General features: G+C 42.2%; 19 protein-coding genes. 15 read left to right on the top strand and 4 right to left on the bottom strand.

The annotated features are described in order from the left end of the window. Position 1 precedes the first annotated feature (1 nt). Together J0654_RS13795 and J0654_RS13790 are read left to right on the top strand one after the other, a co-directional pair. Entirely contained in the window at positions 2-1,312 is a 1,311-nt protein-coding gene (locus J0654_RS13795; RefSeq protein ID WP_207029707.1) for an ABC1 kinase family protein, read from the top strand. 95 nt (positions 1,313-1,407) lie between these two features. After that, the gene (locus tag J0654_RS13790; protein ID WP_207029706.1) at positions 1,408-2,415 is read left to right on the top strand and encodes a 3-oxoacyl-ACP synthase III family protein; all 1,008 of its coding nucleotides are present in this window, start codon (positions 1,408-1,410) and stop codon (positions 2,413-2,415) included. 114 nt (positions 2,416-2,529) lie between these two features. Here J0654_RS13790 and J0654_RS13785 read toward each other — a convergent pair whose 3' ends face one another. After that, entirely contained in the window at positions 2,530-4,980 is a 2,451-nt protein-coding gene (locus J0654_RS13785) for a TonB-dependent receptor (protein ID WP_207029705.1), read from the bottom strand. A gap of 343 nt (positions 4,981-5,323) precedes the next feature. Between J0654_RS13785 and J0654_RS13780 the strand changes: the two genes are divergently transcribed. Further along, a complete protein-coding gene (locus tag J0654_RS13780; RefSeq protein ID WP_207029704.1) occupies positions 5,324-5,683 on the top strand; it encodes a CoA-binding protein in 360 nt (119 codons plus the stop codon). On the opposite strand, the gene J0654_RS13775 is transcribed toward J0654_RS13780, so the two are convergent. Beyond that, entirely contained in the window at positions 5,667-7,154 is a 1,488-nt protein-coding gene (locus J0654_RS13775; RefSeq protein ID WP_207029703.1) for a sodium:solute symporter, read from the bottom strand. The genes J0654_RS13780 and J0654_RS13775 overlap by 17 nt on opposite strands. A gap of 76 nt (positions 7,155-7,230) precedes the next feature. Between J0654_RS13775 and recR the strand changes: the two genes are divergently transcribed. The 9 genes from recR to J0654_RS13730 all read left to right on the top strand — a co-directional run bounded on the left by recR (position 7,231) and on the right by J0654_RS13730 (position 13,082). Continuing rightward, positions 7,231-7,851, top strand: coding sequence for a recombination mediator RecR (gene recR, locus J0654_RS13770; protein ID WP_207029702.1), 621 nt, complete (start codon positions 7,231-7,233; stop codon positions 7,849-7,851). A gap of 79 nt (positions 7,852-7,930) precedes the next feature. After that, the gene (locus J0654_RS13765; RefSeq protein ID WP_207029701.1) at positions 7,931-9,298 is read left to right on the top strand and encodes a dihydrolipoamide acetyltransferase family protein; all 1,368 of its coding nucleotides are present in this window, start codon (positions 7,931-7,933) and stop codon (positions 9,296-9,298) included. A 72-nt stretch (positions 9,299-9,370) separates the two neighbouring features. Beyond that, positions 9,371-10,144, top strand: a complete 774-nt coding sequence (locus tag J0654_RS13760) for a 3'-5' exonuclease (protein ID WP_207029700.1) — start codon at positions 9,371-9,373, stop codon at positions 10,142-10,144. 34 nt (positions 10,145-10,178) lie between these two features. Beyond that, a complete protein-coding gene (locus J0654_RS13755; RefSeq protein ID WP_207029699.1) occupies positions 10,179-10,790 on the top strand; it encodes a fumarylacetoacetate hydrolase family protein in 612 nt (203 codons plus the stop codon). Then, complete coding sequence (locus tag J0654_RS13750) at positions 10,790-11,128, top strand: Hpt domain-containing protein (RefSeq protein WP_207029698.1); 339 nt, start codon at positions 10,790-10,792, stop codon at positions 11,126-11,128. Before J0654_RS13755 ends, J0654_RS13750 begins: the two co-directional genes overlap by 1 nt. Then, a complete protein-coding gene (locus tag J0654_RS13745) occupies positions 11,129-12,379 on the top strand; it encodes a competence/damage-inducible protein A (RefSeq protein ID WP_207029697.1) in 1,251 nt (416 codons plus the stop codon). It begins immediately after the preceding gene. 74 nt (positions 12,380-12,453) lie between these two features. Beyond that, the gene (rpmB, locus tag J0654_RS13740; RefSeq protein ID WP_127138560.1) at positions 12,454-12,681 is read left to right on the top strand and encodes a 50S ribosomal protein L28; all 228 of its coding nucleotides are present in this window, start codon (positions 12,454-12,456) and stop codon (positions 12,679-12,681) included. A 28-nt stretch (positions 12,682-12,709) separates the two neighbouring features. Next, positions 12,710-12,892: a 50S ribosomal protein L33 gene (rpmG, locus tag J0654_RS13735; RefSeq protein WP_100817574.1), complete on the top strand. Its 183-nt coding sequence runs from the start codon at positions 12,710-12,712 to the stop codon at positions 12,890-12,892. A gap of 37 nt (positions 12,893-12,929) precedes the next feature. Continuing rightward, on the top strand, positions 12,930-13,082 hold the full coding sequence (locus tag J0654_RS13730; protein WP_014033527.1) for a DUF4295 domain-containing protein: 153 nt from the start codon (positions 12,930-12,932) through the stop codon (positions 13,080-13,082). Positions 13,083-13,145: 63 nt separating this feature from the next. Here the strand turns inward: J0654_RS13730 and J0654_RS13725 are convergent, their stop codons facing one another. Further along, on the bottom strand, positions 13,146-15,002 hold the full coding sequence (locus J0654_RS13725; RefSeq protein WP_207029696.1) for an immunoglobulin domain-containing protein: 1,857 nt from the start codon (positions 15,000-15,002) through the stop codon (positions 13,146-13,148). A gap of 252 nt (positions 15,003-15,254) precedes the next feature. Between J0654_RS13725 and ftsY the strand changes: the two genes are divergently transcribed. From ftsY to rimO, 3 genes are all read left to right on the top strand, one after another. Further along, positions 15,255-16,211: a signal recognition particle-docking protein FtsY gene (gene ftsY / locus J0654_RS13720; RefSeq protein WP_207029695.1), complete on the top strand. Its 957-nt coding sequence runs from the start codon at positions 15,255-15,257 to the stop codon at positions 16,209-16,211. Between the two features lie 6 nt (positions 16,212-16,217). Then, a complete protein-coding gene (locus J0654_RS13715; RefSeq protein WP_207029694.1) occupies positions 16,218-17,879 on the top strand; it encodes an amidase family protein in 1,662 nt (553 codons plus the stop codon). Between the two features lie 111 nt (positions 17,880-17,990). Next, positions 17,991-19,292: a 30S ribosomal protein S12 methylthiotransferase RimO gene (rimO, locus tag J0654_RS13710; protein ID WP_207029693.1), complete on the top strand. Its 1,302-nt coding sequence runs from the start codon at positions 17,991-17,993 to the stop codon at positions 19,290-19,292. Position 19,293: 1 nt separating this feature from the next. On the opposite strand, the gene J0654_RS13705 is transcribed toward rimO, so the two are convergent. Beyond that, complete coding sequence (locus J0654_RS13705; RefSeq protein WP_313783924.1) at positions 19,294-21,876, bottom strand: cyclic nucleotide-binding domain-containing protein; 2,583 nt, start codon at positions 21,874-21,876, stop codon at positions 19,294-19,296. Between the last annotated feature and the right edge of the window lie 26 nt (positions 21,877-21,902).

Genomic DNA, 21,902 nt, shown 5'->3' with positions numbered 1-21,902 from the left:
AATGAAAAGTTTGGATACCATCCCCACCGGAAAATTAGAGCGAGCTGGAAAGCTCGTGAAAACTGGGGTTAAAATAGGAGGGAACTACGTAAAATATTACGGTAAAAGACTAGTGGACCCCGAAACTTCCAAAGATACCTTGGACCAAGATAATGCCGAGGATATTTACGACGGGCTAAAAAGTTTGAAAGGAAGTGCGCTAAAAGTGGCACAGATGCTCAGTATGGAGAAAAACCTGTTGCCGCGGGCCTACGTGGAAAAGTTCTCCCTTTCTCAATTTTCGGTACCTCCTTTGTCCGCACCTTTGGTGCGCAAGACCTTTAAAAAATATTTGGACAAGTATCCAGAGGATATTTTTGATGAATTCGAAAAGGATTCTGTGAACGCTGCCAGTATCGGACAGGTACACCGGGCCGAAAAGGGTGGTAAAAAATTAGCGGTCAAAATACAGTATCCCGGAGTGGCCGAAAGTATTAGTAGTGATTTGGCCCTAGTGAAACCCGTGGCCATTAAAATGTTCAACCTTAAGGGCAAAGATTCCGAAAAATACTTTAAAGAAGTAGAGCACAAGCTGGTTGAAGAGACCAACTATATTTTGGAACTGGAGCAAAGTCACGAAATAACTACCGAATGTTCCGTAATTCCGAACATGCAATTTCCAAAATATTACCGCGAACTATCAAGCGAGCGTATTTTGACCATGGATTGGATGGATGGGACCCACTTGGGGGAATTTACCCGAACCGATTTCGATGCCGATGCCGGCAATACGTTGGGGCAGGCACTTTGGGATTTTTACATGTTTCAGATCCATAAGCTAAGACGGGTACATGCAGACCCTCACCCAGGTAACTTCCTGGTTAGTTCAGAAGGTAAACTGATTGCAATTGATTTTGGTTGTATCAAGCAAATTCCAGAGGATTTTTATGTACCCTATTTTGAACTGGCCAAAGAAGAGAATATCAATAACGATAAAATCTTCATGGAGAAGCTGTATGAACTAGAGATTTTGACACCAACGGATTCCGAAGAGGAATTGCGGTTTTTCAAAGCCCTGTTCAAAGAAATGCTTACGATTTTCACTTCACCTTTTCACAAAGAGACCTTCGATTTTGGTGATGAGGGCTTCTGGTCGAAAATTGCGAATCTCAGTGAACGTTATTCCAAAGATGAGCAAATCCGAAAAATGAACGGAAATCGCGGGTCCAAGCACTTTTTGTACATAAACCGCACATTTTTTGGGCTTTATAACCTATTGCACGACCTAAAGGCCAAGGTCGAGGTGAATCATTTTGAAAAGTACCTGGACTAATTTCCTTAATATATATCAGTTCTTGTGATATATTTTTTTATTTTCCGTTAATTAGCCTATCTTTTTTTGAAGATTCAATATTTAAGTACTCTATAATGTATAACTCAAGAATATCAGGATTGGGATTTTATGTCCCTGAAAATGTGGTCACTAACGACGATTTGTCCAAAGTGATGGACACTAATGACGAATGGATACAAGAACGTACCGGAATTAAGGAAAGGCGGCATGTTGTAAAAGGAACCGACACGACCACATCCATGGGGGTGAAGGCTGCAGAAAAGGCAATCGAGCGTGCCGGCATAGATAAGGATGAGATTGATTTTATTGTTTTTGCCACACTGAGTCCCGATTATTATTTTCCTGGGCCTGGTGTTTTGGTACAACGAGATTTAGGTTTAAAAACCGTGGGAGCCCTGGATGTAAGAAATCAATGTTCTGGGTTTGTGTACGGAATCTCCGTTGCCGATCAGTACATTAAAAGTGGTATGTACAAGAATGTACTTGTAATTGGTTCCGAATTGCATTCGCATGGTTTGGATATGACCACGAGGGGTAGGGGAGTTTCCGTTATTTTTGGCGATGGTGCCGGAGCTGCGGTACTGACCCGTGAAGAAGATACATCCAAAGGAATTTTATCTACCCATTTGCATTCCGAAGGGCAACATGCGGAAGAACTTTCGTTGATCGCTCCCGGAATGGGAAAACGTTGGGTGACCGATATTATTGAGGATAACGACCCTGAGGACACATCGTATTTTCCTTATATGAACGGACAGTTTGTATTTAAAAATGCGGTGGTTCGATTCAGTGAAGTGATCATGGAGGGTTTGCAGAAGAACAATCTAGGACCTCAGGATATTGATATGTTGATTCCGCATCAGGCCAATCTAAGGATTTCACAATTCATCCAAAAGAAATTTGGATTAAAGGATGATCAGGTGTTCAACAACATCATGAAATACGGAAACACAACGGCCGCATCCATCCCTATTGCCTTGACCGAGGCATGGGAAGAAGGAAAAATCAAAGAAGGTGATTTAGTGGTGCTTGCTGCCTTTGGTAGTGGTTTTACTTGGGGGAGTGTAATTATTCGCTGGTAATCTCCATCAAAAAAAATACAATAAATAAAACCCCGATCCATTAGGATCGGGGTTTTTCATTGATGCTCCCACAAGATAACCAACCAACACTCGAATATGAAGCATCAATATGTTTTATAGGATTCCGCCACCACCTTGTTTGGTGTTGCTGTCCCTTCTTTTACGTTGCTTGGCGCGGTTTTTTCCGCTTCCAAATCGGTAGGACATCCCAACATATACATTGTTGCTTTCCCAGTTAAAGGCACCTTCCTGTGCGAAGGGATAATCTCCTTCAAAGGCAAATCGCATGGTATTGAAAATGTCGTTATAGTTAAAACTCAAAGTACCTTTGCCCTCTGCAAAGCTGTAACGAGCTCCCAAATTCACAAAGTACATGGGCTGGGCATCAAACTGGATACTTTTGTTACGTCCACGGTAAAAACCAAAAGCTTGAAGCGTCAATTTTTTGGTTACCGTAAAGCTGTTGTTCATTCTCAGGTTCCAAGCGGTGTTGTCAACCTTTACCCGTTGTTCCACAATATCGTCCTCACTGGGGTTAGGGTCCGTGGTATTCAATGTCTCCGTAAGACCTCTCTGCGTTTGGGAGAATAGATCAAAACTACCATTGATGTTCCACCATTTGGCCGGTCGGTAATTGGTGGAAAGCTCAACTCCGTAGGCCGAAGTTTTGTCAAAATTGTCGAAGGTGAGAATGGTTTTGTTCAAATCCAATCGGTCCACATAAATGGCCCTGTTGATCTCATCCGAAATACTACGGTAAAAAACACCACCTGTAATGCTTCCATTTTTGATTCTTTTGGTGTAGTTCGCTTCATAAGAGCTTGTGAACTGAGGAACCAAATTCGGGTTGCCGAAAGCGGAAATCAGGGGTGTAGCAAACTCTCTGATGGGGTTTACTTGCTGCAAGCCAGGTCGGTCCACACGTCTGCTATAACTCAATTGCAGTTGGTCCTTATCGTTTGGTTTGTAGGTAACAAATGCGGATGGATATATTTCGGTATACTTATCCGTAAAGGCGCGTACGGCATTGGTGTCCGCTTTTACTTGCACGTCCTCGATGCGCACGCCCATCTGGTAGGACCATCTTTCGTAAGTCTGTCCAAAAGTGGCATAGGCCGAATAGATATCCATATCGTACACGAATTTGGTAGATGGCGTTGGCACTAAGTTTCCGTTGGGGTTAAAGGACTGTCCCGTTGAGGAATAATCCACTTTTGTTTCAAAATTTCTCGATTGTAGCCCCAGTTCCAACTTGGAAATGCTATCCAATGGATTTACGTAATCCAAATTGGCCGTGGTCTGGGTACGTTCCGTATCCACAAAATCCATATAATCTGGATAGGTAGATGCACCTGTAGAGCTAAAATTGGCATCTTGTTCACTTTCGAACTGGTTGTGGTCCACTTCCAATTCGATATTGTGCCCCTCTTTGTTGAAATCCAGTTTATAATCAAAATTATATTGTTCGCTGCGGTTATTGGAATCATCAAAAAACAACTGTGTCACATTTCTGGATGGATTATTAAAGTAAGAAACCTGTGTTTTTCCATCCCCTTCGCCATCGAATATATTTTGATTGGTGAAAAAGGACAAGGTATTTTTGTCATTCAGGTAGAAATCGACACCCAATTTATAGAGATGTGATTTGTTGTTGTTGAAAAAGTCAAACTTTTGACGGGAGTTTTCATCGATTCTCAGAATGCTTCCGTCGTTCACCCATTTGCCGATATTATTGCCGTAGTTTCCATAAAAATTGAATTTTCCATTGCGGTAGTTCATGTCTATGGAACTGTTGAATTTGGCTTCGATACCTTTGGTAAGCCCCATGTTTACGTTTCCATTGAAACCTATGTTTGCATTTTTGTGCAACACAATATTAATGATACCGCTCATCCCTTCGGGATTGTACTTGGCAGAAGGATTGGTGATCAATTCTATGGATTTGATCGCCGTGGAGGGTATCTGCTTTAACAATTGCGCTACGGGAACGTTGGACAGTTTGCCATCCACCATTACACGCACATTGGAGTTTCCACGAAGGGTAATATCGCCAGTCTGGGCATCCACATTTACGGAAGGGATATTGTTCATGATGTCTGAGGCCGAAGCACCAGCGGTGGTCAAGTCTTTCCCTACATTGATCACCTTGCGGTCCACACGCTGTTCTATGGTTGTGCGTTCGGCTACTACTTCTACACCTTCCAGTTCTTTGGTTTCTTCTTCCAAGATCACCGTACCTAGGTTTAAATTTCGTTTTCCTTTGGATATGACCAGTTTTTGTGAATAGGTTTTATATCCGATAAATTGAACTTCGAAAGTAAAGGTGCCATCGGGCAGTTCTTTGATTTCAAAGTTTCCGTCCTCCGTGGTAATGCTACCGGTTATGGTTTTGGAGCCGTCTTCGGATTTGACAACAACAGCTGCATAGGCAACTGGCTGACTCGAAGAGTCGTCGATTACTTTTCCGTTGATAACACCGAGTGCCGTGTCGGGGTCGTTTGCTAAAGATATAAATGGGGTGGTCATGCACAGCAATAGTGCAAATAGAAAGCTCACATGTCTCATGAGTAGTTCGTTTTTTGATTGATGATTGATTGATGATATTGTTAAGACGCCCAACTTTGGTGAATGTTACAGCAGCGAATCATTTTAACATTCTTTAACAACAAAGCGCTATGGATTTCCCACCTTTGTAAGGTGCTACGGCTTGATGAGATGATTATAAGGACCATATAAAAGAAGAAACCCCGGTAAAGAATACCGGGGTTATACATTGATAAGCTATACTAAACACTAACCATTAACTATAAAAATACAGTCTTACCAATGACAATAAGTTATGAAAAATAGACGACTTTACATATGATAAGTTACAGTCTATATAAAAGTTTAACACAAAAATTAACAAATGCAAAAAACACTTGTCTTAGGGGCTTCTACAAACCCGGGAAGATACAGTAACACAGCAATTCGTAGGTTGGTTGACAACAATGTTGAGACAACCGCATTTGGGATACGTGGGGGAACTGTATCAGGGATACAAATTAAAGACAACTTAGTTGATTTTCAAAATATTGATACAGTTACTTTGTATTTAAACCCCAAAAATCAAAAAGAATATTACCAACAGATTGTGGATTTGAAGCCTAGACGTGTCATTTTTAATCCTGGAACCGAAAACCCCGAATTCTACGAAATCCTTGAAAATGCTGGGATTCAGGTGGAGGTTGCGTGTACTTTGGTGCTGTTGGCTACTGGGCAGTACTAGTTGATATAGTTGTTTTTTTAGTTCGGATCAACCATAAGCCAATAAATGTCAACAATCCGTTCAGTGGCAACAATTCATATCCTACTTGATATCCACCCAGATAGGCCACAGGCACATTCGCAATTAAAACTATGGTAATTACCGATGCCAGTGCGACAATCCAAACATATTTGTCCTTTATTTTATGTTTAGTGAAAATTCCAAAAGCAAAAAGACCCAGCAAAGGTCCATAAGTATATCCTGCAACCGTAAGCAAACTATCAATTACATTGCTACTAAGAATGTACTTAAACGCGATGATTACAATCACTAGGGCAACGCTCATCGCAATGTGGGTGCGTTTTCTAATTCTTTTTTGTTCCTTTTCCTCCTTTTCTTCAACATTTAAAAAATCAACACAGAACGAAGTCGTCAACGAAGTAAGGGCACTGTCCGCGCTACTGTAGGCAGCGGCGATCAATCCTAACATAAAAGTTATGGAGAGCGCCAGACCTAAATTTCCGTTAAGTGCAATTTCGGGGAAGAGCAAGTCGGTTTTTGGAGAACCGTCCATTAAAGGGATGCCAATACCTTCCCGTTGAGCGAATATGAAGAGCAGTATGCCCAATAGCATGAACAGGAAGGTGACGCCGACCAGTACAAAACTAAAGGAGACCATGTTCTTCTGGGCATCCTTCAAAGATTTGCAGGTAAGGTTCTTTTGCATCATGTCCTGATCCAGCCCTGTCATACAAATGGTGACGAACATGCCGCCTACAAAGGATTTTATGAAATAACTTTTGTCCAAAAAGCTATCGGTCACTAAAAAGTCATTGTAGTTCTTTAGCTCTTCCGAAGCCAAAAACTCTCCAAAGCTCCACCCAAGTTCCCGATTGATCATCACAATGGAAAGTACTACGGCCACGATCATAAAAAGTGTCTGCAAGGTGTCGGTCCAAACAATGGTTTTAATACCACCTTTGTTGGTGTAGAGCCATATCAATAAAATGGAAATTATCACGGTGATCTCAAAACGGACCCCCAGGTCATCAAACACAAACTGCTGCAGTACTATGGCCACGAGGTATAACCTGAACGCAGCACCCAAGACCCTGGATACAAAAAAGAAAAACGCGCCCGTTTGGTGACTTACTTTTCCAAACCGATCTTGCAAGTACTCGTAAATGGAGGTCAAATTAAGTCTGTAATATAAGGGCAAGAGCACAAATGCCACCACAAAATACCCGAACAGATATCCCAAAACAACTTGCATATAGGTCAATTGGCTATCGCCTACCCATCCCGGGACCGATATAAAAGTAACCCCGGATAAGGAGGCGCCGACCATTCCAAAGGCCACTATGTACCAAGGGGATTGCTTGCCAGCCTTAAAAAAATCGGCGTTGGAGTCGTTTTTACCGGTAAAGTAAGAAATGAGGATCAGCACCAAGAAATAAGCACCTATAAGCAACAGAATTTGTGTGGCCGACATATTTGCAATTTGATTTGCAAAGTACGAAAGTAAATTGGTAACTCTAAAATCGTAATTTTGTAGCAGAATCGATGCTATGGAATTTTCATCTAAGCTATTGGAAAGCGCAGTTTACGAAATGTCTCAATTGCCGGGAATCGGTAAAAGAACGGCATTGCGTTTAGTGCTCCACTTATTAAAACAGCCCGAAGAAAGGACCGAACTATTGGCACATGCGCTATTGAAATTGAAGAGCGAGGTCAATTTTTGTGAAAATTGCCATAATATTTCCGATACCGAAGTATGCGAAATTTGTGCCAATCCAAAACGTGACGAGACCATGGTTTGTGTGGTGGAGGATATTAGGGATGTAATGGCCATTGAAAACACCTCGCAATACAATGGACTTTACCATGTGCTTGGGGGCAAAATTTCTCCAATGGAAGGAGTAGGGCCGCAAGACCTGAATATTGCTCCCTTAATTAAAAAAGTTAAGGATGGGACAATCAAGGAATTGATTTTAGCACTGAGTTCCACCATGGAAGGAGATACCACGAATTTTTATATTTATAAACAACTGGAAGGTACAGAGGTTACCACTTCTACGATTGCCAGGGGAATTTCGGTGGGTGATGAGTTGGAATATGCAGATGAAGTAACTTTGGGGAGAAGTATTATCAATAGAGTCCCTTTTGAAAGCTCTATTAAAGCGAATTAATGAACATAAATCAAAAATAAGTCGATTTCTTTAGTATTTTTGTAAAATACAAATCAAAATCACTTTGATAAATACGAATATGTCAAAATTTGAATTGAAATTACCGCAAATGGGAGAAAGTGTTGCCGAAGCTACCTTGACCAACTGGTTGAAGGAGGTAGGGGACACCATTGAGATGGACGAAGCCGTCTTCGAAATTGCGACTGATAAAGTGGATTCTGAAGTTCCCAGTGAAGTGGATGGTGTACTGTTGGAAAAGCGGTTCGATGTAGATGATGTTGTAAAAGTGGGCGAAGTTGTCGCTGTGATTCAAATAGAAGGTGAAGTGGATAATGCCGTTGAAGCCAGGTCAGAAGAGGAAGTTGTGGAAGAGGAGCCTGCTGAGGTCCATGCAGGTGAACTGGAAGCCCAAATGGCCGGGGTCAAGGAATCCGTATCCGTACCCGCTCCTGATTTTTCAAGTTCTGAACGATTTTATTCCCCTTTGGTAAAGAACATAGCCAAAGAAGAGAACGTTTCCATGGACGAATTGGAGGCCATCGCCGGCACCGGCAAAGAAGGTAGGGTCACCAAGAACGATATTATGGCCTATTTGGAAAGCCGTTCCAACGGAAGCGAGGCCAAAACGGAAAGCAGCAGGCCACAACACGAAACCACAACAGAAAAAGCGGCCACACCTTTGGCGCCTAAAGAAACGGTAGCGGAGAAACCCAAAGAATCCAAAGTCCAGGTTGGGGCAGGGGATGAGGTGATTCCGTTGACCCGCATGGGAAAGCTGATCGCCCACCATATGGTCGAGAGTGTATCAACCTCTGCGCACGTACAGAGTTTTGTGGAAGTTGACGTGACCAATGTGGTCAACTGGAGAAATAAAGTAAAAAATGCTTTCCAAGAGCGTGAAGGGGAAAAACTGACCTTTACGCCCATATTCATGGAAGCGGTGGCCATGGCCCTTAAAAAATATCCAATGATGAACATCTCGTTGGATGGGGACAAGGTCATTAAAAAGAAGAACATCAACTTGGGAATGGCAGCAGCGCTTCCCGACGGCAATTTGATCGTGCCTGTGATAAAAAATGCAGATCAATTGAACTTGGTGGGAATGGCCAAAACCGTGAACGACCTTGCCAATAGGGCAAGGAACAATCAGTTAAAGCCCGATGAGGTCAAGGACGGTACCTATACAGTGACCAACGTTGGTTCCTTCGGAAGTGTTTTCGGTACGCCGATCATCAATCAGCCACAGGTGGGAATTCTTGCCCTGGGCGCAATTCGTAAAATGCCATCGGTGATAGAGACTGATCAAGGGGAGTATATCGGTATTCGCAGTAAAATGTACCTATCGCACAGTTACGACCATCGTGTGGTGAACGGTGCATTGGGCGGAATGTTCGTAAAAGCAGTGGCCGATTATTTGGAGGCTTGGGACGTAAATAGGGAAATATAAAGGAAAACGACCCGTATTCCTTTCACTATTCTTAATTTAGGAGCCAAGTGAATTTTATTTAAAAATCCCCACATGCAATTACAATTGACCAAACCTATTTGCTTTTTTGACTTGGAGACCACCGGTACCAATGTCGCCAAGGATAGAATTGTTGAAATTTCCATCCTGAAGGTTTTTCCCAACGGGAACAAGGAGAGCAGGACATGGTTGGTGAATCCGGAAATGCCAATTCCACCTGAATCTGAGGCCATTCATGGAATTTCCGATGAAAAAGTGGCCAACGAACCTACATTCAAGCAATTGTCCAAAGATATTTATGCGATGATTCGCGATAGTGATCTAGCTGGATTTAACTCAGATCGGTTCGATATTCCATTGTTGGCAGAGGAGATGCTCCGTGCCGATGTGGATTTTGATATGAAGAGCATGGTCTCCGTGGATGTGCAGACCATCTTCCATAAAATGGAAAAACGGACGTTGGAAGCCGCCTATAAATTCTATTGCGATAAGAATTTGGATGATGCCCATAGTGCCGAAGCCGATACTATGGCCACTTATGAGGTCTTATTGGCACAGTTGGAACGGTATCCAGAGTTGGAAAACGACATAAAAAAACTATCCGAATTCACCACCAGAAGGCAAAACCTTGATTTTGCCGGTTTTATCGGTGTGGACGAGAACGACAATCCGATTTTTTCTTTCGGTAAGCACAAAGGAAAAACAGTGGATGAGGTGATGGAAAAAGAACCGGGCTATTTTGGTTGGATCTTGAATGCCGATTTCCCATTGTACACTAAAAAGGTGCTCACCCAAATTAAGTTGAGCAAACTCAACAATAAATTTTAAGAATAACAAAATAGCATAACCCCATTAACAAATTATGAAGCTGATTTGTATAGGACGTAATTATGTGGATCATATCAATGAGCTAAGCAACGAGCGTCCAGATGAGCCTGTGGTTTTTATAAAACCCGATTCTGCCATATTGCCCAAAGAACAGGATTTTTATATCCCTGAATTTTCCAAAGATGTACACTATGAAGTGGAAGTCTTGGTGAAAATCAAAAAAGTGGGAAAACATATTTCTCGCGAATTTGCCCATAAGTATTACGATGAAATAGGACTGGGTATAGATTTTACCGCAAGAGACCTTCAATCCAAATTAAAATCCAAAGGTTTGCCCTGGGAAAAGGCCAAAGGTTTTGACGGCGCTGCAGTAGTGGGGAAATGGGTCCCCAAAGACAAATTCAGTGACCTTGATAACTTGAATTTTTCATTGTCCAAAAACGGTGAAACGGTTCAAGAGGGAAATACCTCTTTGATGTTGTGGAAGATAGATGAAATAATCTCGCATGTATCCACATATTTTATGCTAAAAAAAGGCGACATCATATTCACGGGCACCCCTGCAGGTGTTGGTAAAGTAAGCCCAAATGACTACCTTGTCGGTACTTTGGAAGGAGAGCAACTGTTTGATATTAATGTAAAATAATGATATACAACCTCGATAAAATAAATGAAATGGCGGAAGGCGATGAGGATTTCATCACTTCTGTAATTTCTGTGTTTTTGGAAGAAGTCCCAGAAGACTTGGAAGGTCTTGAAAAAGCCATTAATGGCAAGGACTACGAAAACATTTATAAGCTGGCGCACAAGATTAAACCCAATGTGGATATTTTGGGCATGGAGCAAACAAGGGCCAAGGCACTTGAAATAGAGACTTTGGGCAAAACAACGGGAAGTATGGAGGAAATTGAAGCGAAATTCCCAATCCTTAAAAAGGATGTGCTCCAAGTGGTTGCCGAACTTAAAAACGACTTCAATCTATAGATGCAAGCTGAGATCATAACCATTGGGGATGAAATCCTCATTGGGCAGATTGTAGACTCCAATTCAGCATTTATTTCCAAAGAGCTGAACAAGATTGGGGTTTCCGTCTATCAAATTACCTCAATCCAAGACGACAAGGACCATATATTAAAATCCCTAAGGGAAGCAGGTGAGCGTTCCTCAGTGGTTATTGTTACCGGTGGTCTGGGACCAACTAAAGATGATGTAACCAAACACACCCTTTGTGAATTTTTTGAGGATGAATTGGTTCGGAACGAGGCGGTCTTAAATCATATAGAGGAACTTTTTAGAAAATACATCACAACGCCCATATCAGACTTGAACAGGGAGCAGGCCATGGTACCCTCAAAAGCCACTGTACTGCACAATGAGTTTGGTACGGCACCGGGAATTTGGATAAAAAAAGGTGAAACCACCTTTGTTAGCCTGCCCGGGGTACCCTACGAGATGAAAAATCTCATGACCAAATCTGTTCTGCCTAAAATCGTTGAAGAATACCACCGACCTCATATTGTCCACAAGACCATCATGACGTACGGACTGGGTGAGAGCGCAATAGCAGATAAGCTGGAAGAGTGGGAAAATAATTTGCCATCGTTCATAAAATTTGCTTACCTGCCCAGCATTGGCAGTGTAAGATTGCGTCTTTCTGCCAAAGGGGATGATAAAGATACCCTGATGGAAGGTATTGAGGAGCAAGTGAAAAAGCTTTATCCTCTTATAGGTGATATCATTTACGGTGAAGAAGAGGAGGATGGACGTGTAGAAAAGCAAATTGGAACTTTATTGACCGATAAAAAAATGACCTTGGCCACTGCGGAAAGTTTTACGGGTGGAAGTATTGCCGAACGAATCACTTCGGTACCGGGAGCATCCAATTACTTTAAGGGCAGTATGGTGTGCTATGCAACAGAGGTCAAGGTGAATTTGTTGGGAGTGCCGCAAGAATTGATCAACAAACATTCCGTGGTGAGCGAAGCCGTGGCAGTTGCCATGGCCGATAACGTAAAAAACAAGCTGGGAGCTGATTTCGCCATTGCCACAACGGGCAATGCTGGACCTACCAAAGGCGACTCCGATGCCGAGGTGGGAACCGTATATATAGGAATAAGCACTCCAAATGGAACTTTTGCCCAAAAATTCAGTATGGGCAGGCACAGGGAAAGGGTTGTTGAAAAGTCTGTAAACAAGGCTTTTGAGCTGTTGTACAAAGAAATTTTAAATTTCTGAAAAAGAATTTTGTACGTCCCATTAAAATGGTATAAATTTGCAGCCTCAATAAAATCACTCAAATAGTTAGGGAGATGTCTAAAGTTTGTGAAGTAACAGGAAAAAAGGTGATGTTTGGAAACAACGTTTCCTTTTCTATCAATAAGACTAAAAGGAGATTCGATGCGAATGTCTCCAAGAAGAGATTTTATATTCCTGAGGAAGATCGTTGGGTAACCTTGAACGTTTCTGCCCGTGGGTTGAAAATCATCAACAAAAAAGGAATCTCTGCTGTCTTGAAGGAAATCAATTCCAAAAAGTAAGTTGTAAAAGCATTTTAAGTACAATACAATGGCAAAGAAAGGAAATAGGGTTCAGGTAATTTTAGAGTGTACAGAACACAAAGAATCTGGTATGCCAGGTACTTCTAGGTATATTACCACCAAGAACAAAAAGAACACGCCAGATAGGATGGAAATCAAAAAGTACAATCCTATCCTTAAGCGTATGACCGTTCATAAAGAAATTAAGTAATAGCTTTTTCAAAGTAAAAGGCAGAAAAATATAAACCATGGCAAAGAAAACAGTAGCAACACTTCAGTCATCATCAAAAAGATTGACAAAGGCCATTAAAATGGTTAAGTCTCCCAAAACTGGAGCATACACTTTCGTAGAGTCTGTTATGCCACCAGAAATGGTCAATGACTGGTTGAACAGCAAATAAGGAGCATTTCCTTACACCATATCAAAGCCGCTATATAGCGGCTTTTTTTATGAAGTAATGTTTTTAGTTTTTATTGACCCTGTAGGTAATTCTTCGGTTACTGACAACTGTGTTTACATGAAGGGTCAATGTAGCTGTATTGCTTGTTGTGGAACTACAGATAAAGGCATCGTTGCTAGTCTGCAATCGATATTGTGTATTGTTTTCGTTAACAGTGGGATTGGTAATGGTCAAAGTATTGGTGGACGTTCCAGAATAAATGCCAAGATCTGTAAGGTCTACCCAATTACTACCATTATAATATTGCCATTGGAATTTATCAGCAACAACCGAAGCGGATACGGTCGTTGAGCATCCCGGACACGTAGTTGTATCTACCGGTTGAGATGTAATAGTAGGGGCGGCGCCTGCCTCCCTGTAATCATAGGTTGTATTGGAATCGTTATCGTCAGGAGTTGAATATCCATCGGAACCACTGGTGACAAGGCCGTTGGAATCAATAGTAACAGGGTTAGGGCCCAAATAACCATCATCATTGGTATCGGTAAACCCTGCTTCTCGCGTATCAAAACATCCATCCCCATCAGCATCTAGAACAGATGTGTCATAGCTTCCGTCGGAATCGGAGTCTAAAATGGAATAGGAAAGGATGGCATACGCCGTATCGGTATCTTCCAAAGCATTATATACTCCATTGGAGCCTGAACTTGAAAGAGCTCCATCTATGATGCCATCATTATTGGCATCCGCAACCCCAACTTCGTTTAAAGCCCCGGCCTCCATAAGATCATATATCCCATCGTTATCAGAATCAAGGTCCAAATGATTGCTAATGCCGTCTCCATCCGTATCACAAATGGCACTAGCAAACAGCTCCCCTGTAAATCCTTCTGGACCTGGACCAGCCTGGTTGGTCAATGTAAACGTATTATTGTTCCCTGGCACCCATGGAATAGTATTAAAAGGTGTTCCCCCTTGGGCTACCATGGGTTCCAAATTGGTGGAGGTGGTAGTCCTTGTTCCATAGAGATTTGCCTGTCCATATTCATCTACAATCAACCTTAATCGGGGTAGTCCATTGGAATTGGCGACCCATGGCTGACTTATAAAGCTGCCATCCGATTGAAATACAAAGTATTCGTCTCCTGCATCCAATGCCCCATTTTCAAATTCCAGCACAGAAGGATGGACGGTAGATCCATTAATGTCCAACTGAAAAGAATTGTCCATAGATGAAAAATCAAGCCTTAAGTATTCTGTATCTGTATGGTTGATGACCACAGATCTTTCTCCCACATCCGAGGAGGTGAGAAAAGAAGCGTTTATCGAGGAACAATATTCTTCTTCATCGGTAATGCCATCATTGTCATCATCTAGATCCACAGCATCAATAACCCCATCCGCATCTGTATCCGTTTGGGGAACAGATGTAGTGGAAATAATAATATTGTCTATATAGGTACGATCATCGTTTCCAGACCAATCATTTCCTCCTTTTCTAAAACGAATGGTGGTATTACTGGATATGTAAGCGGTAATATCTTGGTCGAACGTACCACTTTGAGTACCTGAAAAAGTATCCAAAGTGGTAAACGAAGAACCGTCCGAGGATATTTGTATCACCAATGTCTCGCCCGATTCAAGACTCGATGTTCGCCAATCAAAAGACAGGGAGGCGGTATAGTACGAACTTAAATCGGCCGAACGCCTTAAATTCTCTGACCAAATATATCTAAACCTTAATTCATTGTTATTGATACTGATATAGCCATTGGCAGGATTGTTATTATCGTTGTATTCCAGCCAATTGGTAGACCAGTTTTGGGAGCCGTCGTTATTCGAATACGATACAGCGCTAAATGTATCGGAAAACGTTTCTTGCGCCTTAGTGGATATTGTGATAAGGCACAATATTGCCAAGAAGATTATTTTTATTGGTGGTTGCATCAAAATTATTGAAATCTTTGGTGTGTTAAAAGTATCCAGTTATTTGTAGGCACTCTAATAATTGTTGTGTAGCTATGTATTATATCGGTAAAGTTCTGGGATTATGAGGTTTACTGGATTTCGTGAAAAGTCCCTGGATATAATGTTCACCTTGTTTTCACCTAAAATTGATTTAACAAAACTCCCCTTACTTTCCTATCTTTGACTATTCTCAAAGAACACAGGATGAGTTTATTCAAAAATATATTTTCAAAGGATAAAAAAGAGACCTTGGACAAGGGGCTCGAAAAATCCAAAACCAGTTTTTTTGGTAAACTGGGCAAGGCTGTTGCAGGTAAATCCAAAGTGGATGATGAAGTATTGGATAACTTGGAAGAGGTTTTGGTCACCTCCGATGTCGGAGTCAATACTACCTTAAAAATAATCGAACGCATTGAAGAACGTGTTTCCCGCGACAAATACATGGGCACGGACGAACTCAATACCATTCTTCGTGAAGAAATCGCTGGCTTGCTTTCGGAGACCAATTCAGGCGAAGACACCGAAATTACCGTTCCACAGGACAAAAAACCATATGTTATTATGGTGGTGGGCGTAAACGGGGTGGGTAAAACAACTACCATTGGTAAATTGGCCCATAAGTTTAAGGCCAACGGATTGAAAGTTGTTCTGGGAGCTGCAGATACCTTCCGTGCTGCTGCCATTGACCAATTGGAAGTTTGGGCAAAACGCGTGGACGTACCTATTGTAAAACAAAAAATGGGAAGCGACCCTGCATCCGTTGCTTTCGATACCTTGAATTCGGCCGTTGCTGAAAAGGCTGACGTTGTTTTGGTGGACACTGCCGGTCGTTTACACAATAAGGTGAATTTAATGAATGAGCTTTCCAAGGTAAAGCGCGTGATGCAAAAAGTGGTGCCGGATGCACCCCACGAGGTACTTTTGGTGCTTGATGGCTCAACGGGACAAAATGCCTTTGAGCAGGCCAAACAATTTACCAAGGCCACCGAGGTAACCAGTTTGGCCGTGACCAAATTGGATGGTACCGCAAAAGGAGGGGTTGTGATTGGAATCTCCGACCAATTCCAGATTCCCGTTAAGTATATCGGTGTGGGCGAAGGAATCGAAGACCTTCAAGTGTTCAACAAATATGAATTCGTAGATTCATTCTTTAATATTTAAATTACTATGTATAAATACCTACTATGTTCCTTTTTATTGATCGGATTTATTTCCTGTAAACAAAAAGAAACAGAACCGAAGGAAGAAGTTGTTCTTTGGACTCCATATAATGATTCGGCCGAGGTAGCCGCCAGTAAAGATAACGAGAACAGGCGGATGCGCTATAAATTCATCCAAAGTAAGGTGCTGGATAAAAACGAAGTGTTTTTGCCTCTTTATGATGAAGTATCGCAATTCACAGAGGCAGAATACGAGAAAATGAAACCTTTGGTATTGGAGCAAGATATCCCTACCATTCAAACCCATATCGATGAAGGTATCTTTACCTATGAAGATTTGGTGCTTTTTTATCTACATCGAATTTACAAGTACGAACTGCCCAATAATACCACCCTCAATACCATTATTGCATTGAATCCCAATGTGCTCGAAGAGGCCCGTAAGCTGGATGAAAGTAAAGGAGATCACCATCCTATTTATGGTATGCCAATTTTATTGAAGGATAATATTGGAACCGAAGAAATGAAGACCACTGCTGGAGCTATCGCGCTGATGGACAATCAGACCGATGATGCTTTTATTGTGGAACGCCTAAAACAAAAAGGAGCACTTATTTTAGGTAAGGCGAATTTGAGTGAGTGGGCCAATTTTATCTGTGGGGTATGCCCGAACGGTCAAAGTGCTGTGGGTGGACAAACTTTAAACCCCTACGGAAGGAGAATTTTTGATACGGGCGGCTCCAGTGCAGGAAGTGGAACCTCCACTGCAGCCAATTATGCTATTGGTGCCGTTGGGACAGAAACTTCAGGTTCTATACTTTCACCGTCCAGCCAAAATTCTGTGGTTGGCCTAAAACCGACCATTGGGTTATTGAGCCGGACAGGGATCGTACCCATTTCAAGTACTTTGGATACCCCAGGTCCAATGACTAAAAATGTAACGGATAATGCCATTTTGTTGGATGCCATGCTGGGGAAAGATGAAGCTGATTATAAATCGGTAAGTGCTGAACCGGGTATTTTATCTGCTTGGATGCATCCAGAACCTCTTAAGGAAATTCGTTTAGGGGCGATGAAAAACTTAATGGAACGTGATTCCATTTATGCTGCCAATGTAACAGCTTTAAGGGAAGCTGGTGCACAAATAGTGGAATTTGAAGCGGAGAACATTCCCTTGGATGGTTTTACCACTTTATTGAATCTGGATATGGAGGAGGATTTACCTGCCTATTTAAGGTCTCAAGTGAAAAATAAGGATGTCGTACAAGTGGAGTCGGTGGAAGACGTTGTAACCTTTAACAAACAAGACTCTTTGGTAAGAATTCCTTATGGACAGGCCCGTTTTGACGGTATTTTGGCCGATTCGACCACAGTGGCGCAGTTTGAGAAAATTAAGCAGGATCTAAAAGAATCAGGAAGAGCCTTTTTCAAGATCATGGAAGAAAAAGATCTTGATGCCGTGTTGAGCATAAATAATTACCATGCAGGCTACGCAGCCGTGGCGGAATATCCTGCCCTGACCGTTCCCATGGGATACAAAACCGATGGCGAGCCTGAGAGCTTGACCTTTATCGGAAAACCATTTTCAGAAGCGCATTTACTTCGTATCGGGAAAGCCTATGAAGACTTGACCAAGGCAAGACAGATTCCAGAAGGGTATCAAAAATAACTTATAGATAATATTTGGCAGTTCCACATAATCCCTATAGTTAAAATTATACTTTAAAGAGGTTGTAATGCCTTGTGTTATTGTATTTTTGCACTCCATTTTAAAGGAATTATGCGCACAAAATCGCTCAAGAAGAACAAAATTAATGTGGTAACCTTAGGTTGCAGCAAGAATGTCTACGACTCGGAAGTATTGATGGGACAGTTGCGTGCCAACAATAAAGAGGTGGCCCACGAGGAGGAAGGCAATGTAGTGGTGATAAATACCTGCGGATTTATTGCCAATGCAAAGGAAGAAAGCGTTAACACTATTTTGGACTACGTGCAGCGAAAAGAAGCTGGCGATGTGGACAAAGTGTTTGTAACTGGTTGTTTGAGCGAACGCTACAAACCTGATTTGGAGAAGGAGATTCCAAATGTGGATGAATATTTTGGAACGAGCGACTTACCTAATTTATTGAAAGCCCTGGGTGCCGATTATAAGCACGAGTTGATAGGAGAACGTTTGACAACAACACCTAAAAACTACGCTTATCTTAAAATTGCCGAAGGATGTGATCGCCCATGCTCATTCTGTGCCATTCCCCTAATGCGTGGAAAGCACCGAAGTACACCTATAGAAGATTTGGTGGCCGAAGCCGAAAAACTGGCGGCCAACGGGGTTAAGGAACTTATTTTAATCGCCCAGGACCTTACGTATTACGGTCTTGACCTGTACAGGAAAAGAAACTTGGCCGAATTGCTCAAGGCCTTGGCCAAAGTCGAAGGTATTGAATGGATTCGTTTGCACTATGCCTTCCCAACAGGTTTTCCAATGGATGTTTTGGAAGTGATGCGCAATGAGCCAAAGATTTGTAATTACATCGATATTCCACTCCAGCATATATCCGATTCCATACTTAAAAGTATGCGACGCGGTACCACACAGGCCAAAACCACAAAATTGTTGAAGGATTTTAGGGAGGCTGTCCCAGAAATGGCCATCCGTACCACCTTGATCGTGGGTTACCCGGGAGAAACCGAGGAGGATTTTGAAACCTTGAAACAATGGGTGCAGGAGATGCGTTTTGAGCGTTTGGGTTGTTTTACCTATAGTCATGAAGAGAATACGCACGCTTACAATTTGGAAGATGATGTCCCCGAAGACGTTAAGCAAGAGCGCGCGAACATTATTATGGAAATCCAATCGCAGATTTCTTGGGAACTGAACCAAGAGAAAATCGGTGAAACCTTTCGTTGTATCATCGACAGAAAGGAAGGTAACCATTTTGTGGGGCGTACGGAGTTCGATTCACCCGATGTGGACAACGAAGTACTCATTGATGCTACTAAACATTACGTAAAGATCGGAGACTTTATGAACATTAAGATTACCGATGCCTCCGATTACGATTTATTTGGAGAGCCCGCTTAAGCTAAGCATTGGTAGTAAAATCAATCGATTCTTTTTCCACAGGACTTTCAGCAGAGAGCAAAGCTGTTTTAATGACCTCGCTCCAAATCGCATATCCGTTTTTGTTGAGGTGCAATCCGTCCGACATATAAAGTTCGTGCTTTGGACGGTTGTCGGCCGTAATCATTTGCCCAAACACATTGATGTACTGCGCATTGAGTTCTCCAATCACATATTTGGAAAGCAGTAAATTGGTCTCAATGATCTGGGGAATCATTTCCTCGCGTTCCAGACTAGGTTTTAAGCTCACAAAGGCCAGCTCCACTTCAGGATATTTTTTGAGAATCATTTGGACCAATTTGTTGCAGTCGTTCAATACTTCTTGTGGAGACTTGCCTTGAGCAAGGTCGTTTTCCCCAGCGTACAATACAATTTTATTGGGCTCCGCTCCCTTAAAGATTTCATCAAAATAATGAATGCACCACGCATAGGTAGATCCCCCGAAACCTAAATTGAGCACATTGAAAGGGTCTAGGTCTTTTTTCATCCCTACCCATAATCGAACAGATGAACTACCATAAAAAACAATAAGATCTTGCTGGTCCTCTAGACCGCTAACACGCCTTTTTAAGCGCTTTATCTCGTTGCGCCATATCTCTGGCGGTTCTTCCATTACTGTCGGTACAGGCTTCATATAAAGTTCTTCGGCCCGTTTTCTTGCATCTTCCACATAACTCGCATAGGTGTGTTGATACCCCTTCACAAAATCATATACATCTGCACCCGTTTCAGATAATTTTTCACTCAGTTTAAAGGGTTGGTGAATTTTACAGTAAAAAAGACCATCCGAAATACGTTTGTCAAAGTTCACCAAAACAATGGGCACAAAGTAAGGTTCATGGTCCATGGACTGGGCCAGTTTAAAAACTCCGGCTTTAAATGGTCCTGGAGATTCCTCGGAAGAGTAGGAAGTGCCTTCTGGACTGATGACCAGATTATGGCCGTTTTGTAAATATTTGGCCGCTGTGCGATAAAATATGCTACGGGTTTCTTTTTTGCTCCTTTTATCGACCGAGTCCGATTCCTTGGTGTATACATTGATATACCCCAGTTTGTTATAATAATTTTGATGGCCGTACTCTTGGCCCCTTCCAATTCGTACGGTCCTAATACCAGGGTCGTTATATTTTTCATCCAATATTTTGGCACTGATAAAATGTGAATCCAACGTAATTTGAAACGTGTTGTTGAGCGTATAGAACGGGTGATTGAAAAGATGGTTATATATAAAGATGCAGCCACTTTTATCGGGGAGGCTGTCCAATCCCTCTATATGGTGCTGCACATGTTCGAATGCCAATTTGGTTGCCGATGCACAGGATTTTCTGACATCGCTGCCCGATTCGTTTTTCTTTTCTGCCACCGTTTCATATATCTGTTGAAGTCCTTTCAGGAACTTTAGTTCCTGCATATCTTCTTGTAAAAGTTCCAAGCTCAGCGATGCGATATGGCGTTCCAAATGCGAACCATTATTTATGAGTTTGGACAGGGCATCGTACCCCAATTGTTTGGTATTGGTGTTCGAAAGTAAATGTCCGACCTGATGCAAGGGAGAGGAGAGGGCCAATCGAGATTTGTTGTTCTCGATCAATTGATATACAGCTTGAAGGTTATGTTTGCCCAAAAGCCCCAAATAACGAACGAAGGCAGCATTGATTTGATTGCCCATCAACCACAAGAGTCGCATAAAAAACTTATGTGCGAAAAAAGGGCATTTGCCCAACAGTTGTAGCAAATCCTTTTGATGGATAAAATAAATGGAGGTTTTTTGGGTAGTCACTGCGGAGCAGATATCCTTCTCCCTCATGGCACAGGACCAGCCGAAAATAAAGCCTGGATTGTTGATCGACCGCTGACGTATCTCAATGTTGCCTTCCAATCGTTTGATGGCCACTTCCCCGTGGATCAAAATAAAAAGTCCGTTGGTAAGCCGGTCCTGAATGTATAAAACTTCGTCAGGTTCATATTCACGCCGCTCGGCAATGGAGGCGATTTGGGAAAGTTGTCGGTCATCAAAATAATCCAAGAAAGGAGAGCGTCGCATTAACGAGACCACTTCGGCCTGCTCGGTGTCGGGGCCTATAAAAAACTCCTGGTCTTTCTGCAGAGGACGATAGCGTGCCGCTTGCAAAAGATCGGTCTGTTTTAAAAGTGCTTGCCTAAGTTGGTGATACAACGAACGGCCGACCTTGGCAATGGTTTGGTTGTTTTGGTCATTTTCCAAATGATGGACCATTTTCTCAATGGGCACCTCATAGAAACTTGCCCGTTCGGAAGCCACCGCAATTTTATAGGTGTATCTTTTTCGATCGTTGAGTCCGTTGAGGCCCAAGGTGCTCATGGGCTCTGAAATTTGGCAGACCAGTACCTCCTCTTCGGGATCTTTGGTGGTGGTGTAATAGTCGAAAGCACCTTGTATCAACCATCTGAAGGTTCGCACTTTGGTGTGTATGTTGCAAATAACGTGACCCTTTTCGTATACAGAAATGGTTCCGTTGGGAAACTGTTCTTTCAGATAATTGATATCCGCTTCAATATGATTCACAAGCCTTCTTCAAGTATGGGTTGGTG

Origin of the sequence: Flagellimonas profundi (genome assembly GCF_017313275.1) — a bacterium.
Taxonomy (GTDB): Bacteria; Bacteroidota; Bacteroidia; order Flavobacteriales; family Flavobacteriaceae; genus Flagellimonas; species Flagellimonas profundi.
Note: the sequence above shows the minus strand (reverse complement) of the source record. Positions and strands in the feature narration are given on the sequence as shown.

Excerpts from the sequence above, each read along its gene's own strand:
- J0654_RS13790 (WP_207029706.1), top strand. The coding sequence starts at position 1,408 with ATGTATAACTCAAGAATATCAGGATTGGGATTTTATGTCCCTGAAAAT.
- J0654_RS13775 (WP_207029703.1), bottom strand. The coding sequence starts at position 7,154 with ATGTCGGCCACACAAATTCTGTTGCTTATAGGTGCTTATTTCTTGGTG.
- J0654_RS13795 (WP_207029707.1), top strand. The coding sequence starts at position 2 with ATGAAAAGTTTGGATACCATCCCCACCGGAAAATTAGAGCGAGCTGGA.
- J0654_RS13750 (WP_207029698.1), top strand. The coding sequence starts at position 10,790 with ATGATATACAACCTCGATAAAATAAATGAAATGGCGGAAGGCGATGAG.
- J0654_RS13785 (WP_207029705.1), bottom strand. The coding sequence starts at position 4,980 with ATGAGACATGTGAGCTTTCTATTTGCACTATTGCTGTGCATGACCACC.
- J0654_RS13755 (WP_207029699.1), top strand. The coding sequence starts at position 10,179 with ATGAAGCTGATTTGTATAGGACGTAATTATGTGGATCATATCAATGAG.
- J0654_RS13760 (WP_207029700.1), top strand. The coding sequence starts at position 9,371 with ATGCAATTACAATTGACCAAACCTATTTGCTTTTTTGACTTGGAGACC.
- recR (WP_207029702.1), top strand. The coding sequence starts at position 7,231 with ATGGAATTTTCATCTAAGCTATTGGAAAGCGCAGTTTACGAAATGTCT.
- rimO (WP_207029693.1), top strand. The coding sequence starts at position 17,991 with ATGCGCACAAAATCGCTCAAGAAGAACAAAATTAATGTGGTAACCTTA.
- rpmB (WP_127138560.1), top strand. The coding sequence starts at position 12,454 with ATGTCTAAAGTTTGTGAAGTAACAGGAAAAAAGGTGATGTTTGGAAAC.
- ftsY (WP_207029695.1), top strand. The coding sequence starts at position 15,255 with ATGAGTTTATTCAAAAATATATTTTCAAAGGATAAAAAAGAGACCTTG.
- J0654_RS13745 (WP_207029697.1), top strand. The coding sequence starts at position 11,129 with ATGCAAGCTGAGATCATAACCATTGGGGATGAAATCCTCATTGGGCAG.
- J0654_RS13730 (WP_014033527.1), top strand. The coding sequence starts at position 12,930 with ATGGCAAAGAAAACAGTAGCAACACTTCAGTCATCATCAAAAAGATTG.
- J0654_RS13715 (WP_207029694.1), top strand. The coding sequence starts at position 16,218 with ATGTATAAATACCTACTATGTTCCTTTTTATTGATCGGATTTATTTCC.
- J0654_RS13780 (WP_207029704.1), top strand. The coding sequence starts at position 5,324 with ATGCAAAAAACACTTGTCTTAGGGGCTTCTACAAACCCGGGAAGATAC.
- rpmG (WP_100817574.1), top strand. The coding sequence starts at position 12,710 with ATGGCAAAGAAAGGAAATAGGGTTCAGGTAATTTTAGAGTGTACAGAA.
- J0654_RS13765 (WP_207029701.1), top strand. The coding sequence starts at position 7,931 with ATGTCAAAATTTGAATTGAAATTACCGCAAATGGGAGAAAGTGTTGCC.